Annotated in this window: 12 protein-coding genes; 7 read left to right on the plus strand and 5 right to left on the minus strand. The window is 41.0% G+C overall.

Going from position 1 to position 17354, the window contains the following annotated elements:
• The first annotated feature begins 385 nt into the window (after positions 1-385).
• The 4 genes from ACFW35_RS14550 to ACFW35_RS14565 all read left to right on the plus strand — a co-directional run bounded on the left by ACFW35_RS14550 (position 386) and on the right by ACFW35_RS14565 (position 3420).
• Positions 386-1678, plus strand: a complete 1293-nt coding sequence (locus ACFW35_RS14550; RefSeq protein WP_379846706.1) for a serine dehydratase subunit alpha family protein — start codon at positions 386-388, stop codon at positions 1676-1678.
• 71 nt (positions 1679-1749) lie between these two features.
• On the plus strand, positions 1750-2565 hold the full coding sequence (locus tag ACFW35_RS14555; RefSeq protein WP_379846708.1) for an aminoglycoside phosphotransferase family protein: 816 nt from the start codon (positions 1750-1752) through the stop codon (positions 2563-2565).
• Between the two features lie 13 nt (positions 2566-2578).
• A complete protein-coding gene (locus tag ACFW35_RS14560; protein WP_379846710.1) occupies positions 2579-2968 on the plus strand; it encodes a VOC family protein in 390 nt (129 codons plus the stop codon).
• 2 nt (positions 2969-2970) lie between these two features.
• Positions 2971-3420: a hypothetical protein gene (locus ACFW35_RS14565; protein ID WP_379832939.1), complete on the plus strand. Its 450-nt coding sequence runs from the start codon at positions 2971-2973 to the stop codon at positions 3418-3420.
• A gap of 222 nt (positions 3421-3642) precedes the next feature.
• On the opposite strand, the gene ACFW35_RS14570 is transcribed toward ACFW35_RS14565, so the two are convergent.
• Genes ACFW35_RS14570 through ACFW35_RS14580 form a run of 3 tightly spaced genes read right to left on the minus strand, consistent with a single transcriptional unit; the run spans position 3643 to position 10188 of the window.
• On the minus strand, positions 3643-4608 hold the full coding sequence (locus tag ACFW35_RS14570; RefSeq protein ID WP_379846712.1) for a LacI family DNA-binding transcriptional regulator: 966 nt from the start codon (positions 4606-4608) through the stop codon (positions 3643-3645).
• A gap of 54 nt (positions 4609-4662) precedes the next feature.
• Entirely contained in the window at positions 4663-8004 is a 3342-nt protein-coding gene (locus ACFW35_RS14575) for a GH36-type glycosyl hydrolase domain-containing protein (protein ID WP_379846714.1), read from the minus strand.
• Between the two features lie 18 nt (positions 8005-8022).
• Positions 8023-10188: a glycoside hydrolase family 3 N-terminal domain-containing protein gene (locus ACFW35_RS14580; RefSeq protein ID WP_379846716.1), complete on the minus strand. Its 2166-nt coding sequence runs from the start codon at positions 10186-10188 to the stop codon at positions 8023-8025.
• 628 nt (positions 10189-10816) lie between these two features.
• Between ACFW35_RS14580 and ACFW35_RS14585 the strand changes: the two genes are divergently transcribed.
• From ACFW35_RS14585 to ACFW35_RS14595, 3 genes are all read left to right on the plus strand, one after another.
• Entirely contained in the window at positions 10817-12067 is a 1251-nt protein-coding gene (locus tag ACFW35_RS14585) for a sugar ABC transporter substrate-binding protein (RefSeq protein WP_379846718.1), read from the plus strand.
• A gap of 89 nt (positions 12068-12156) precedes the next feature.
• Positions 12157-13041, plus strand: coding sequence for a carbohydrate ABC transporter permease (locus ACFW35_RS14590; protein ID WP_379846720.1), 885 nt, complete (start codon positions 12157-12159; stop codon positions 13039-13041).
• A gap of 16 nt (positions 13042-13057) precedes the next feature.
• The gene (locus ACFW35_RS14595; RefSeq protein ID WP_379846722.1) at positions 13058-13900 is read left to right on the plus strand and encodes a carbohydrate ABC transporter permease; all 843 of its coding nucleotides are present in this window, start codon (positions 13058-13060) and stop codon (positions 13898-13900) included.
• A 204-nt stretch (positions 13901-14104) separates the two neighbouring features.
• On the opposite strand, the gene ACFW35_RS14600 is transcribed toward ACFW35_RS14595, so the two are convergent.
• Positions 14105-15727, minus strand: coding sequence for an acyl-CoA dehydrogenase family protein (locus tag ACFW35_RS14600; protein WP_379846724.1), 1623 nt, complete (start codon positions 15725-15727; stop codon positions 14105-14107).
• A 201-nt stretch (positions 15728-15928) separates the two neighbouring features.
• Entirely contained in the window at positions 15929-17281 is a 1353-nt protein-coding gene (locus ACFW35_RS14605) for a glucoamylase family protein (protein WP_379846726.1), read from the minus strand.
• Between the last annotated feature and the right edge of the window lie 73 nt (positions 17282-17354).

The following is a 17354-nucleotide window of genomic DNA, read 5'->3' on the forward strand; positions in this document are numbered from 1 at the left end:
CTTACTAAGGTGTTAGATATTACTTTATTTATAATAATTCCAATTTAAGGTGATGCATAGCTTTTTAGTACATTTTTACAAAAAAGAACCTTTCCTCCCATCTTCAACTATTAAAAAAAACGAGAAAAAATAGAAACAATAAAACTTACAGATCTCATGTCCTTTTAGCCACAGAATGGTAGAAGAATTATTTATATTAGGATAAAAGGTATATACACTCATTTCCTGATCAGTGAAAACTCACTCAAATAGTCCTGAATCATTTTACAGATAAAATCTAATTCACGAAAATTTGCTTTATTCTCTAAATTTCCCTCTTCCCTTTTCCTCCCTTCACCCATTATTGTAGGAAGTAGAGAAAACATCGGGATGGAGCTGAATGTAAATGGAGAGGATCTTTAACCTGCTTGAAAGAGAATTAATTATTGCTTTAGGATGCACGGAACCTGTAGCGATTGCATTGGCGGCAGCTATTGCAAAAGAACACATTAAAGAAAAAGTAGTATCGATTTCCGTTTCAGCCAGCGGAAACGTCATTAAAAATGCCTTGTCTGTAGGAATTCCCGGTATGAGTTATACAGGAATTGATTTTACAGCAGCACTCGGTGTCATGGCAGGTAACGCCTCTAAAAAGCTCCAAGTGTTAGAAGGTGTTAGCGAATCAGATGAGTTAGCTGCGATCGAGCTAGTACGTGACGGTAAAGTAATTGTTTCAACCGCTGATACACCTGAAAAATTATATATAGAAGTGAATCTCGAGTCTCATTCTGAAAAAGTAAAAGTTATTATTTCTGGTGACCATACAAATGTAAGCTTCATTGCATACAACGATGAAGTTTTACTGGATCAATCTGATACAAAGAAATCTCCTGTTCAAAAACAAGAAAAGTTCCCTGAGCTCTCGGTAAATGACCTTTATTCTTTTATCGCTAAAGTGCCGATAAATCGGTTAGAACTTGTTAAGAAAAGTGTTGATCTTAACCGGGCGATTTGTGAAGAAGGCTTATCTAATGATTATGGATTAAAAGTCGGAAAAACACTTTACGATCAAACGAAATCGGGACTCCTTTCTGATGACATAGCAACCTACAGTATGGCACTATCTGCGGCTGGCTCAGATGCCCGGATGGCTGGGTCGACCATGCCTGTCATGGCGAACTCCGGAAGTGGAAATCAAGGAATCGCCGTTACGATGCCGGTTGTAGCCGCAGCCGAAAAAATGGGAGCAACTAATGAAAAAATGCTAAGAGCTGTAACCTTAAGCCACCTGCTTTCCATATATATGAAGTCGAAGTTCGGCCGTTTATCAGCACTATGCGGGGTTACCGTTGCTGGTGCCAGCGCATCTGCTGCGATCACTTATCTATTAAGTGACGACTTGAACAAAATTAAAGCTGCTATTCAGAACACATTAGGGAATGTTAGCGGAATGGTGTGTGACGGTGCAAAAGCAGGATGTGCAATGAAGGTCGCAACCTGTTCAAGTGCTGCAGTGCAATCAGCCATTCTCGCCTCACAAGGTCTATGTATTCCTTCTACAAACGGTTTCATTGAAGAAGACGTTGAACAAACGATCGAAAACTTTTGCCGCCTCGGGAACGAAACTTCAAGCACGACAGATAAAGTTCTTTTGGATATGATGGTAAATAAAAAACCTCTGCAAAAAGCTAACTCCTAAAATGGGTTAGCTTTTCTATTTGTGTTAAAATTATCCATGTAGTAATTTGTAAATGGGGTTGTGGTTCTCTGATGACAATAGAACAAATAATTGGTGAAGGAAGCACTGCTCAAATTATTGTTTTTAATGAAAATACAGTTGCCAAACAGTTCTTTGAACATGTTTCAGACTCTTCAATTGAAAATGAATATGTAAAAAGCAAAGCAGTGATGGAGTGCGGGCTTCAGGTACCAGCAATATTTAAAAAAGTAAAACTTAATGGAACAACCGCTCTTTTATACGAAAAAATAAACGGGTTTCCACTTACAAAGAAAATATCGAAACAACCTTGGACTACATTTAACCTAATAAATCAGATGGTAAAATTACAAGTATTGATGCATGATAATGAAATCTCTGAATTTCCTCAGCAAAAAGACATATTGAAGCAAAAAATAAATTTAGCAAATGAACTTACTTCTGAAGAAAAACGCTTCATAACTGAAATGCTCTCGAAACTTCCATCGGGAAATTCTTTATGTCACGGAGATTTTCATCCCGATAATATACTTTATGATGAACGCGGTCCCATAATTATTGATTGGGCAGATGCAACCCAAGGAAACAGATTGGCTGATTTAGCCCGGACATTAGTTATTTTGCGATACGGTGGATTACCTCCAGAAATGAAACCTTTTAAGAGCAAAGCGGTATTGTATGTAAGAAATCTATTAGCTGGCCAATACATAAGAAGCTATAAAAGGTCCTTTGATTTCCCTATGGATTCTCTTAAGAAATGGATACTCCCAGTAGCAGCAGCTAGATTAAATGAAAACATTCCTGTTCTCGAAAAAGAAAATTTAGTCTTGCTTGTTAAGCAATACATAAAAAATAAAGGACTCAAATAATGGGAGGTTTCTTATGATCTACGAAATGACGGTACAAGTTCGTGTTTCTGATATAATAGAAGGCCAGCGGTTTTATGAAACACTGCTTAACAGACAGCCAGATTTTACTCCGCATGAAGGATTTGCTGAATGGGAACTGATTCCGAACTGCTGGCTTCAAGTCGCTGAGGGTATTCCAACTGAAGGCAGCGGTCCGATTCGTTTGGGTGTTGTTGATCTTGTGGCTGAGAGAAAACGTTTGATGGATATTTTAAAAATTGAGGAATTTGACATTCATGAACGTGAAGAGGTTCCAGTGAAATGGGCAACATTTTCGGATCCTTGGGGTAATCAGCTAGGTTTGTTTGAATACAAAGATGAAAACAATAAGAAAGAGAAACTTGAACTTATAGTAAGGAGATAGTCATGAGATTTATCATTGCATCAGTTATATCTGTTCTTTTAGGAGCTCTCGTGTTTTTCGCCCTTCCAGGCGGTGGAAATTTGTTAGAAGTAGAGTGGCAAGGGGTGTTATTCAGCCTGTTTTTCGGGATAATCACAACGCTGCCTTTCTTCCTTTTTTGCACATTGCCGACTGCTTTTATCGTGGAAGGACTCGCAACGAAGTTCTGGATTAGACTTAGAATCCGCCTAATTTTATATATTCTATTAACGGCATTATTCATCATTATTTATCGATTCACACTCTTTTATTGGATGGACTTCGCAGAATCCAACCTTTTTGCCATATTCGGTTACAGCATCGCCTGTTCCGTTGCTTTTTGTTACAGTTATACCCTGCTTAAAAGAAGAAGGAAAATAGAGCCGGAACCGGAAGAGCCTAGTAGTGCTAAGAGGTATAGAGGTTCTCATTAGATTCAAATAGCTTGAGCGGATGCTCAAGTTTTTTAAGGATTTCTAATTTCTAGACCGTAATTTAAATTTGTAAGCTGTAATTTTGGTTTGTAGGCTGTATTTTTTGTTTATAAGCGGTAAATAATTTTTATAAGCCGTAATTCTCATTTCTAAGCCGTAATAGATTTTCCGACAAAAAAACAGCTTGAGCAGCACGCTCAAGCTGTTTTTATTCTTATCCTATTATCGGTTCCTTACCGAATCTCCTTCAATAAGGCTTACATTGATCCGTTCGTGCTCTGGCTTTTTCTTTTGTATCAGGTTAATCAGAAGTTCTGATGCCAGCGATCCCCATTTGTGTTTGGAATAGTTAATCGTTGCTAGTCTTGGCTGGATATATTGAGACACTTCAATATTATCAAACCCGATGATATGCACGTCTTCCCCTACACGCAAGTTCGTTCGGCTAAAATAGTTGTACATACCGATCGCCATCTCATCGTTCAGACAAAATACGCCAACCGGTTCTGAAAATTCCTGGTGAATCTTCTTTCCGGCAGCCTCACCAGATTGCTTGTTAAAATCTCCATCAAGCTCGATATACTCAACCTGAGAATAGCGCTGTACAGCTTTTTGAACGGCCTCTAGTCTTTGACGGGCATCGAAGGAAATTTCAGGTCCCTTCAATACATAGATTTTACGATGACCTTTTTCAGCTAAATAATCGATGGCAAGAGTGGCACCCGCTTTGTTATCGAGCAGAACCTGAGAAATGTTCGGATGGTCCATTCTTCGGTCCATCACCACAAGCTTGTGGCCTCGCTCAGCATGGCTTAGCAATTCCTCCGTCTCATATGTCGCATCTAGAATAATGGCACCATCAATCATACGCTCCGGCAAGAATCGGTGCGATTCTTTTCCGCTGCAAACAATCAGTTCATAGCCATTTTTACTGAGAGTCTCCATCATTCCTTGAAGCAGCTCGCCGTAAAAAGCACCGCTGTAATTCGTCAGGTAGATCCCGATAATCTTTGTCTCTCTTTTTTTCAAAGAACGTGCAGCTGCACTTGGAATGTATTTTAATTCTTTCGCGATTGCTTGTATTCTTTCAGATGTTTCCTTCGTTACTTTCGGACTTCCGTTTAAGGCATAGGAGACCGTGGATATGGAAACACCTGCTTTTTTCGCAATGTCTTTAATACTTACCAACGAAACTCTCTCCTATCTCTTTCTGTAAACGTTTTCCTTTATTATACCGAATGATTATGAATAAATCTCCACCGTATTCTTGTCTTCTGTCAATTCTCTGGCAAATTCGGAACGATTAACGACTAATCCGCCATCACGATAAAGGTTTTGATACGTTTCTGCTTTCACATCTTTACCGTTAACTACAAGACGGCTTCCTTCTTCTCCACGAATACGATAGATAAACGTTACAGGCTTGTCATCAACCATATATTCAAATACTAATCCGTCCATATCTTCTGGAAGTACAGGGTCAATAACGAGATTTTCGCCATTCGGACGAATCCCTAAACAATTGGAGATCAACTGGTTCATATAGATTCCTGGTCCTGAAGAATAGATGCGCCATCCGCCTTTTACTTTTTCCTTGCCTTCTTTCAGCTCGCTGAAACGTTCCTGCGCTTCGTAACGCGTTTTGAAATCGCCGTCTGAACTGCTGAAGTAGGCATTGCTTTGTCGTCTCTCAGCATTCGGAACTGCTTCTTGAATCATGACTGGATTGATCTTCTCAAGACCACTCCAGACCTCGCCATTTTTCCCTAGTTTCGCCATCGCTTCTACAAAACGAATGTGTGCATGAACGTATTGAAGACCGATCTCGCGACCAAAGTTTGATGCTTGTTCAGCTCGCTTAAAGTGTGTGCTGACACCGCCTTTATAATGTGCAGGCTTATCCATCAGCCTCACACCATCCGGACAATAAAACTTGTCCATGATCACGTCTAGATGCTGTTCAGCTTGTTCTGGAGTTAAAAGTTCTGCGATCATACTGCGGGTCATTGGCAGCAATCGATAGTTAATGCCTGTTGTATTATCACTCGGGTGCAGCATAAGTTTCGGTTCTTCTGCATTCTCCATATACACAAACCCAGGAATCACATCATGGCTCAGCATGTATTTTTGATAATCTGCTTTAATGTTTTCAGCAAGCTGCCCTAGTTCGAGAGCCTTCTCTTCGTCCACATTGTTCACCATTCTTGAGAAATGTGTCATCACTTGATACGTTAAAGCGACTGTCCAAGAGCTCACCATGAATTTTTTCAGCTGAGGATTTGCCGGCTGTAGCGTATCATCCCAGTCCCCATCACCGTAAGAAGACAAGTGAGTATCATGCAAGAAATTCGCTTTCAAATAGTCGATCTGCTTTTGTATGTGAGCCATCAAAGTAGCTTTTTTCTCTGTAAAACCGAACGAGCTCTCTGTATAAGGGATCTCCTCTTTTAAAATCGAAAAATCATTTGTTGCGGCAAGATAATCAGTCACAGCTTTTAACGGCCAGACGATGATATCTCCATGGGATTCTTCCTGCTGAATCTTGAAATACTGATCAAACATGAACCATTGCGGCCAGTTCCCTGTTTCCTCGTATTGATGTGAGTAGACCGTCAGCAAGATCTCTTTTACTGCGTCATAATGCTGAGTCGCCAAGAAATATTCAGTCGGTCCCTGACATACATCGCGTGTACCCCAAGCTGCACCGCCATATTGCTCCAATCCGTGCGGAACTGAATAATGAATGAGCATGTTATGCGTATACCAGTGTGCCAGTGCGTTCATTTTCTGAAGTTCTGCTGTTTCTTCTCCGCCTTTTGAAAGATGGAAACCGCGGTTCGTGTTTCGGATAAATTCACGGTATCGCTCAATTTCAATATCGGCTTCTTTTTCAGTAAATGGAATCGCCTGTCCGTCAATGAGTCCTTGAACCGTAACCGTCCATTCATTTGCTGGAGCTAAGTCACATACAACGAGTGAAGCTGACAGAGACTCAATATTCTCACCAAAGATCGTCTCATCTGTCACTTGCATCTCTGCCCCATTTACTTTCATACGATAGCTTAAGTTTTCATATGTTTTTGCACTGTCAGATGAAGAATCTGCAGTGAACGTCAGTACATTCTCTTCTTTTTCCACTTTAAACGGCACTTCAAATTCCTGGTTGTTCATGGATATTTGATTCGTTACGACGAAACGGTATTTCTTACCGCTTTGTGTCTTCACTTGCATCTCTACCTCAGGTGTATCAACCGTTGTGAAGTTTGTGATGATAAACATTTCTTCTTCTGTTTTATAGAACCAGCGCGTATAGTTAAAGCCCATCTCAAATAGTGAGGGCATTGTCAACAGCTGAAGTTTGCCCTCGAGTTCAACATAGATGCGCTGACCGGAAGTTTTCATTACATTTAGTGCATTACGGGCATTCGTCATCATCTTATGAAACGATGTGTTTCCGACAACCAGCTGGGAGTTGAAAATTCCGTACATATATGAAGTTGTTGAGATCGTATCTTCTTTTAAATGAACATTGTTGCCTGTTACTAGAATGTGCCCGTGCGGACGTTCTACAATTCTTTCTTTCTCTTTTAAAACGATATGTTCATAGGTTGGTGTGAAGAAAGACAGCAACGTGTCTCCTTCATATTCTTCTAAAATTCTTTCCGGGAATAGCAGGTCTACTTCTTCAATCGTTAGATCTGCTGTTTTTAATGTTCCTGCAAATTCTTCATTCATTCTTACTTTTGGAAGAGAAATCGTTTCTTCTACACTTTGAGATTGCACGTCTTTCCAGGCATCAAGCACTTCTGAAGTAAATTCAACGGAAGTAATCGCTTCTGGATGGTCCTCTTTAAAGCAGCCATAAAAGATAAATTGCTCTTTCCCCTGAAGTTCAACCGCTTCTGACTGAAGAGCTGTATAAGCAAACTCGTATTGATAGACTTCGTTTGGAAGATTTTCTTTATATAATGCTTCAGGTACATCCGTTTCTTTGTAAGAACGGTCAAAAAATTGGAAACCATCAGTCGCATACCCAACTGCTTTTGTCAGTGAACCTTGCTGAAGATACGGAAAAGCTTTACCGTTCGGCTGGTTCTGGCGCGAACAAACAACATAGCCTAATGTTTCTTTTTCAAAAACGCGATGGTCGACATATTGAGCGATGAATGCCTCATTTGTCCGGACTGCCCCTCTATGCGCAAGTCCAACATCTTGTCCGTAAATGATGTCGGCTTTTACATCAGAACCTTCTAACTCTACATCCCAGAACCAGATACCTTTTTCTGATAAAGTGAAAGATACTTTGTAAGAAACACCTTCAAATAATCCTTTCCAGAATACATGGCTGTCTGTATGAGAAACTGAACTATTTGAACGAACACCTAATAGCGGAGTTACTTTGATGCCATCCTTTTGAAAGAGGCGCAGATATAAGTTATTCAAAGCGCCGTCGATCGGGTTGCTCATCCATTGATTGATCATTGTATCGTTATGGGAAACTTCAAAAATATCGCCAGAGTTCAGAAAAGTAAATCGATATTCACCGGCTTTAATTTCAAAGTCTCCTTTCGTCATAGTTGTCATAAGTTACCCCTCAATTCTCTATTTGGTAAGTTCAAATGCTGCGCTCAATACATCATGGCTACTGCCGCCGACAAATACCGTAAATTCCCCTGCATCACTTGTAAAAGCAAGGTCAGCATGGTGATAGCGAAGCTGTTCTTCGGTCAACGTGAATTCTACTGTTTTTGTTTCACCAGGTGCTAGTGTCACCTTTTCAAAAGCTTTCAATTCTTTTAATGGACGGACCACTTCTCCGGCCATGTCGCGTACGTATAATTGAACGATCTCATCACCAGTTACATCACCTGAATTCGTCACTTTTACAGAGACATTCAGTGATTGATCTGTTGTCATCGTATTTGATGAAAGGTTTAATTCACTGTATTGATAGTTCGTATAGCTTAATCCATGACCAAACGGATATAATGGTTCATTTGGAATGTCCAAGTATTGAGAGACATAACGGACTTGTGCGTCAGGTGCACCTTTCGGACGTCCTGTATTGAAATTGTTGTAATAAACAGGAACCTGTCCTACAGTATATGGAAACGACATCGTCAGTTTCCCTGAAGGATTCTGGTCTCCAAACAGAAGGTCTGCGAGAGCATTTCCGCCTTCTGTTCCCGGGTACCAAGCTTCTAAAATGGCATCCACTTGTCCTTCGATTCCAGTAAGATCAAGCGGCCGGCCGTTAAATAAAATAACTGCAATTGGCTTCCCAAACTCTTTCATTTTTGAAATAAGCTCCAGCTGAATTTCCGGCAAACGAATGTCTGCACGGCACCCTGCTTCACCGCTCATTTCAGAATCCTCTCCGAGCGCGAGTACAATGACATCTGCTTCTTTTGCTTGTGAGATCGCCTTATTAAAATGTTCTTCAGATCCTGTTTCAACGTCACAGCCTTTTTCAACTAATAGATTTTTGGAGCTTACTTTTTTTGAAATCCCGTCAAATAAAGTAACAGCTTCATCTTTTGAACCTAACCAAGACCATGGCCCTAAAATATCTCCGCTTTTTGCAAATGGTCCGATCAGCGCAATTTTCTTTTCTTTATTTAAAGGAAGAATTCCGTCATTCTTGAGTAGCACACTTGATTTTACTCCTAGTTCGTATGCAGCTTTACGATGTGTTTCAGAAAGCACAATTTCCTTCTCACGCTCTTCATCTGCACCGCGATAAGGATTTTCAAAGAGTCCCAATTTTTCTTTTAGCTCTAAAATACGATAAACTGCTTCATCGATTGTTTTTTCTTCAACTTTTCCTTCTTCTATAAGTGACTGTAAGTGATGTGGGTAGCACGAAGTCATCATTTCGATATCGACTCCAGCCTGGATCGCTTTTTCAGCAGCTTCCTTTTCATCTCTCGCGACACCGTGCGGAATCTGTTCTTTCACAGCTCCCCAGTCGGAGATCAATACACCGTTGAAGCCCATCTCTTCGCGGAGCAGGTCACGCATCAATCTTTTGTTCCCTGTTGCTGGAATACCATCTACTGTATTAAAAGCCGTCATCACCATTTCGCAGCCTTCATCAAGTGCTGCTTTATAAGCAGGAAAATATGATTCGCGAAGCTGGCGTTCTGACATATCTACTGTGTTGTAATCACGGCCGCCTTCAGCTGCCCCGTATGCTGCGAAGTGTTTCACGCATGCTGCTACTCGGTCTGTCTCATTTGTGAGGTCATTTCCTTGAAAGCCTCTAACAAATGCTCTTGCAAACTCGCCGTTCAGGAATGGGTCTTCACCCGTGCTTTCCATGACTCTTCCCCAGCGCGGGTCGCGTACTAAGTCAACCATCGGAGCAAACGTAACGTGAACCCCGCTTACTGATGCTTCTTTTGCAGCGATCTCTGCACTTTTTTCAGCAGCTTCTAAATCCCATGAACAGCCAATCGCTAAAGGAACGGGGAATATGGTTTTGTAGCCATGAACAATGTCCGCCATCATTAAGAGCGGGATGCCAAGTCTGTTATCCTTTAAATGAACTTCCTGGATGCTTCTCACTTCTTTAGCACCTGAAGCCCCTAATACTGATCCGCTATTTATGACATCTTCCTTCTGTATTCCAAGCTCCAGCATCGGACCCGTAATCTGACCGCCGTTGGCTGCACCTTCATAGAATGGCGTTGCAAGCTGAATAAGCTGTGAGATCTTTTCGTGAATCGTCATTTTTTCTATTAATGATGTAATCCGGTTATTGTTCATTCACCCGCGCTCCTTATAAGTTTTATTTAAAATCTAGGGCTATTGCTTAACCTTTTTTGCTTTTGGAAATTGTTGCTTTTGGAAGTGGTTGATTTCCGTTCCAGGATGCTCGCTTTCCGCGGGGCGTGCGGTGAGCCTCCTTGGCGCTTCGCACCATTAGGAGTCTCACCTGTCCCGCTAATCCCGCAGGAGTCTCGCACCTTGCACTCCAATCAACTTATCAATGAAGAGAATAGAAAAATGAACCAAAAGAAACAATCTTTTAGAGAAGAGCTTTCAAAAACAACAATCTTTTAGAAAAATGAAATTCCATTAATCATCGAAACGTTTCTATTAAATTCAAGGCGATTATATGATGTATTTGCAAGAGTGTCAATTTTTTCTTACTTCATCATAAAATCGGAATTACCTTTAAAACCCTTTGCTTTCAACAAATAATGAAAGTTTCATATTTTTTTGAATTCTGGTGTTGAAAACGATTTCAACTTGAATTATAATGTGCTTATCGAAACGTTTCAACAATAATTTTCAAAAGAAGTAAAGAAAATAATAATACGAGATTGCTTTTTCAATTAGTTGGGAATTTATTTCTACAGCTGATCAAAAGCCAAATTTAGGGGGAACACTTATGAAAAAACATTGGTTTAAGAAGTCGATGGTTACTTCAATGGTTGGAGCATTAGTACTTTCTGGCGCACTTGCAGGCTGCTCAAACGATTCAAGCGATGGGAAAACTATTTTAACAGTTTGGGGTATGGGAGAAGAAGCAAAATCCCTTCCTAAGATCGCAGAAGAATTTGAAAAAGAAAATCCAAAGATCGATGTAAAAGTGCAAGCTCTTCCTTGGGATCAAGCACACGATAAACTTTTAACTGCGGTTGCATCTAAAAAAGGACCTGACGTTCTTCAGATGGGAACAACATGGATTCCTGAATTCGCTTCAGCAGGAGCTTTAAAAGACTTAACGCCACACGTAAAAGATTATCCTGAATTAGATCCGAAAAACTTCTTTGAAGGTTCTGTTGAAACGACTAAATACGAAGACAAAATGGTTGGTGTACCTTGGTACATTGATACACGTGTACTTTACTACCGTACAGATCTGCTTGAAGAAGCAGGTTATAAAGAAGCTCCAAAGACTTGGGATGAGCTGAAAGATGCTGCGGACAAGCTTGCTGACCGTGGTGAAGGAAAATATGGTATCTCTATTGATGCTAAAGAACAAAGCTTATCTTTCATGTTCGCTCGCCAAAACGGAGCTGAACTTCTAGGGGAAAACAATGATCCTAAATTTAATGAACCAAAGTTTGTTGAAGCAGTAGATTATTTGAACAGCTTCTATGAAAGCGGAGCTGCACCTAAAGAAGAGCTTGGCATGGACATCATCCAAGGTTTCCGTGGAGACGGTATTCTTCCAATGTTCATCAGCGGTCCATGGATGATCAAATTGATCAACGACCAAGCACCTGATTTAAAAGGAAAATGGTCAACAGCTGTACTTCCGGCAAAAGAAAACAATACTTCTGCACTTGGCGGATCTAACTTATCTGTATTTGAACACACAAAACACGAAAAAGAAGCATTGAAATTTGCAGCATTTATGAGTAAACCCGAAACACAATTGAAGTGGATGGAAATGACTAACTCTCTTCCAGCAGCTCAAAAGTCTTGGGAAGATGAGTCACTTACTGACAACGAATATTACAAAGCATTCGGTGAGCAAATGGAAAACTCACAGCCTATGCCTGTAATTAAACAATGGGAAGAAATCGCTCAAACGTACTTGAAGAGCTTCGAGAAAATCTATCGCGGCGGAGCAGATGTTCAAAAAGAAATGGATGCTTTCGACAAGAAATCAGAAGAGATATTAAAGAAATAAGTCCGGCCTAACATAGGTATAACGAGCAGCTAACCCTGCTCGTTACCTTTTTATTGTTACACCCGGGCAACATGAAGGATGTGAAAAACATGAAAAGCTATTCAAAATCAACTCCTTACCTCTTCATTGGACCGGCACTTATTCTATTGGCCTTATTTTCTCTATTCCCGATTCTGGTTGCATTGGTGATTAGTTTTACAGATATTGACCTGGCTGGTTTAGCTGATTACTCGAACATCAGCTTTATAGGAATTGAAAATTACCTAAATATATTTAAAGATCCGATCTTCTTAAAATCAATCGGCAACACAATTTTTTATGTAGTGTTCGGTGTACCCCTTGTAATAGCATGTTCACTTGGAATCGCCTTATTGATCAACTTTGGTACAGCACGTATTTTCAAAGCTTTTCGACTCGTTTTTTATATGCCTTCAATTACGAACGTAGTCGCTGTAGCTGTTGTTTGGACGTATCTTTACAACCCGCAATTCGGTTTGTTCAATTATCTTTTAGGACTTGTCGGCATTCCGGCTATTCCTTGGCTTCAAGATCCAACGATCGCTAAAGGCTCTTTGATTGCTCTGGCTGTTTGGCGCGCAATCGGAGTTAACATGATTATCTTCCTTGCTGCATTGCAAGGAATTCCGAAAACGTACTATGAAGCAGCACAGCTAGATGGTGCTAACAACTGGAAACAGCTTACGAAAATCACGATTCCATTGCTGCGTTATGCGATCTTCTTCGTATCGATTACGACAATGATCGGCTGGATCCAATTTTTCGAAGAACCATTTGTTATGACAAAGGGCGGACCATTAGACAGTACGACTTCAGTTGCGCTATTTATCTACCGTAACGGATTCCAGCTAAGCAACTTTGGTTATGCAGCTGCAGGATCATTTGTCCTATTTATCGCAATTATCATCATTACAATGATTCAGTTCAGATTGCAAAAGAAAGATACCGACTTTTAAGATGTGAGGTGAGAACATGAAAACAAAAGTATCTGATGCTAAAAAAGCTTACAGAATGCAGCAATGGATAGCCGGAATCGTTTTAACACTTGGCGGATTACTAGTTGCCATTCCGTTTATCTGGATGATCCTTTCTGCTTTCAAGCCTGAAAGTGAAGTCCTTCAGCTTACTCCGACATTGTGGCCTGAAACGTTTACAGCGGAAAACTTCATCTACCTGTTTGAGAACATGAACTTTGGTGTTTATTTAAAAAATACAATTATCGTTGTCCTCTGTTCTTTCGTCGGACTTTTCTTTAACGCGATGGCTGGATATGCTTTTGCAAAGTATAAGTTCAAAGGCCGGGACAAGCTCTTCTATCTCGTGCTTGCGACAATGATGATTCCTGGTCAGGTTACGATGATCCCTGTTTACTTGATCCTCAACCAGATGGGGTTAACGAACACGATGACTGGTGTAGTGTTGCCCGGTTTAGTCGGCGCATTCAGCATCTTCTTATTCAGACAGTTTATGTCTACGATTCCAGACGAGCTGCTTGAAGCTGCTCGATTGGATGGAGCGAGCGAATTCCGCGTGTTCATGCAGCTTATCCTTCCGATCTCAAAGCCAATCATGGCGGTGCAGGGAATCCTGACCTTCATCGCTGGATGGAACAGCTTCCTATGGCCATTGATTATAGCGAACGATGAGAGTCTGTACACGTTATCTGTCGGTTTGAGCTTACTGAAGGGTCAATACGGTGGAAACTTCGCATTGCAGATGGCTGGTTCAACCTTCATGGTCGTACCGATCGTAATAATCTTTATCATCTTCCAAAAGCATATTATCGAAGGCTATACCATTTCAGGTATGAAATAGAAAGAAGGGCTGATTAATTTAATGTCAGCCCTTCCTTTTATATTAAGAGTTTTACGGTACGTGTTCTTTTATTTATTCCACGTACTCTCAAAAATTCCGACCTGAGCTCAAAATCTCTAACCTGCGCTCAAAAGTGGTTGAGTTTCGCTCAAAATGAGCTAGCTACACTCAAAATGCACTACTTTTCGCTCAAACACACTTTAATTAGGCTTCATAATGAATTTCTTGAAGAGCTACCGTCTGATAAACCTTAAAAAACCCATCACAAAGCGCATCCCACTCTTCGGCTGCCTGGATAGATTCATCTGAAACATCCCCGCAGACTGTTTTTCGCATCAAATCAGTTAATTTTTCCGCATATTCTTTTATTGTTTCCTGCGATGCTCCCTGCAGCACACTCTCTACAAAATCAGCCGGTGGATACCAGTCTGCCACTCTTTGAATGTCGCGGTAGATTTGCGTTAATAAAAGATTGCGAGGTCCTTCCCATTGTTCATTAACGACAACATCCCGGAAGATGCGCGGAAGTGAAGAGAACTCCTCCATCACTCCGTGTCCGCCGAACACCGAAATTGCATCCCTTAGCACTTCTGCTCCCTCATTGGTCGCACAAATCTTTTGTAATAAAACGAGTTCTCTTAAGTTAAACAGCTGCTTTCTTATTTCGAGCGGCTGATCCTTTGGTATGCCGGGATTTAATGGCCGATCCAGTCTTAAAAACAAATCGTAGATCTTAAATGCACCAGCAGTCGTCCGTGCAGCAGCATTCTCGATTCTTTTCAGCGTTCTTGCCGAAAGCGGATAATCCTTCACTTTTTTCCCGAAAACAGTCCTGAAATCTCCATAAAGCTTCGCCTCACGCGCTGCACGGAGCATAAAACCAGCACATGCAATACCGATTTCAAGCCTCGATAGAGTGAGTACAATACCTACCGCTACGGCAATACCATTTCCTTCTGGTCCTACCGGATAAGCAAGTGCTCCATCATATTGTATCTCCCCTGTTGGAAGCTCAGCTGTTCCCATCTTCCATTTTATCCGGTTAATCTGATAGCCGTTTCTCTTTTCTTCTTCTTTATTACCTGGAAGCCATGAGGGAACGATAAAAGTTGAGATTTTATCTGATCCTGTAATTTTAGCCGTTACCACTGAATAATCTGCATGTGCTACAGAACAGAAGAACTTGTTTCCGTACAAGCGATAGTTCTTCCCGTCAGGCACTGCTTCAAGAACATTTGCTGGCAAGTCGGATCCTCCCTGCATTTCACTCATGAACTGAGCACCAATTGCAAAATCTCCTTCTAGACCCTCTTTTGTGTGCTGCAAAATCTCTTGAAGTTCAGGATGCTCTTGATTTTGATATTCCTCGAGTAAAGCAATAAGACCAATCGTACAAGTCAGCGGACAGGCAACACCCGCTTCTCCGAGCTGATGGATCAGCATTCGTTTAACGAAACTTTCCCAAGGTGTCATTTTGCTAGAAAAAAGTCCTTCACCAAATACTTCTTTTTCAAGCTGATGTAATTCCATCGGGCGGACAATCCGGTCTATACGATTGTTGAATGCATCATAATGAAGCATATAAGGACGAACTTCAGGTCTGGCGTTTTGCTCAGCCAAACGGTTCCATTTTGAAGAAACGGTTGACGAAAAAGAGATGACTGCACTATGTATAGATTCAAATTCCGATCCCGTAAAATGTTTTACCGCTTGTTGCAAAAACGTTTCATCATGGTACCAATCAAGGCTTTGACGCTTTTGCAGAAACTCTTCAAATGTATATGTGTTCTTCCCTTTTTGGGTTTGTTCTTGCGAAGCCGTGTTCAAGAAAATCACTCCTTTTCGCTAGTAAGGTTTATGACTTATTTCGCCTAAATTATCTCAATCCCTTTTGTTAACGGTAGTGTTCTTTTATTTGTTACACGTTCACGCAGAGATTCTTCCGTTCCTCGCACAAGACAATCTCCAACAGCTTTTTCATTTTAAAAAAAGCACCCTCATCCACACGGGATAGGGTGCTCACATAACCTATTGAATCGAAAACACTTCTTTCTCAAGCAATTCTTCTGGTTTTTTACCAATTGGATCTTGGTGGAAGTAGTCACGGATTACGCCATCTTTTAAATAGTTAGCGATGGATACCATGATCATCCCCTGATCCAGTGCAAGATACGCCTTTGCGATCTCACCCGTTTCGACGTTTACTGAATCGTAGAATCCATACGTGCTGTAAGTGTCTAGCTCTTTTAATGCTTTAATGTTTTGACGAACTGCTTCTGGATCATAATCCAATGCGAGGAAAGAAGCATGAGCTGTTACTGTCGCGCCATCTTTGTATCCAGACGTGCCCAGTGGTGTTGCTGCGAATTCACTGTATCCGTCAGGTGTTGCTGCCGGCGAGAATCCCCAAGCAGGATATCCTTTTTCTTCTGCAAATGCCTGCTGAAGCTCAACGTGACGTGCATTGTTCATTCCGAGAGCGTTCTTCCCTAGGTCTTTCTCTTTTAAAACGATTCCCGGCATAAGGCTTTCAAACATGCTTCCGCCCCAGCTCGGTACAAATTTTACTCCGTTGTATTCATAATGCCCTTCAAATACAGTAACTCCATCATAAACAGCATCATGTCCCTCTGGAGTTTGAGCCTGCCAATCCCAGCTTGCAGGCATCGTACGGTACATCTTCCACCAGTGCTCACTTGGAACATCACCTTTTCCGATCGAGATATAGCTCGCGACACGCGGTTCAGTATTGAACAATCCGTAATGATGATCCGTCAACTTACCTTGAGCAACATCATATCCACCGCGGAACTGACCTACTTCAGGATCGTATAAAGTAGTGTAATTCATGTTCTCAACCAGCTTGCTCGTTTGAGGGTTGAGTTCATCGTAGGCTTGCCCGACAACAATTAATCCAGCAGACAGCCAACCGTTATCTACTTGAGAGATAAATTGTCCCCAGTCTGTTTTTAGCGATCCATCTTTCGTGTTGTACCAGTTATAAAATAATCCATTCCATTTTTCTAGTTTTTCAAGTGTATTCAGCGTTACTTGAATTCTTTTTACTGCCTCATCCTTCGTGATAATTCCTAACTGCTGAGCAGAAACCGTACTCATCATGTACATCCCGATGTTTGTTGGAGATGTGTGAGTCGCATCCTTCTTACCATCTGCTGTATAACGTGTTTCGTCATACGTCATTCCTGTAACCGGATCTGTATGGTCCTGATAAAATTTATACGTTTTCTTTGCAATCGCTTTCAATTCAACCTGAAAAGCAAGGTCTTCTCCGAGATCTGCCGCTGTGGCTTTCGGCGTAACAAACAAGTTCGCAAAAAGACTAAACATTAAAAGAAAGCTAATTACCTTTGCTGGTTTCATAAAATGCTGCCCCTTTCAGTTTTAAGATCATCGTCAATCGAAACGTTTCACCAACATTTTAACATTTACAAAG

The sequence above is a fragment of the Fictibacillus sp. NPDC058756 genome (assembly GCF_042746035.1).
In the GTDB taxonomy this organism is placed as follows: Bacteria; Bacillota; Bacilli; order Bacillales; family Fictibacillaceae; genus Fictibacillus.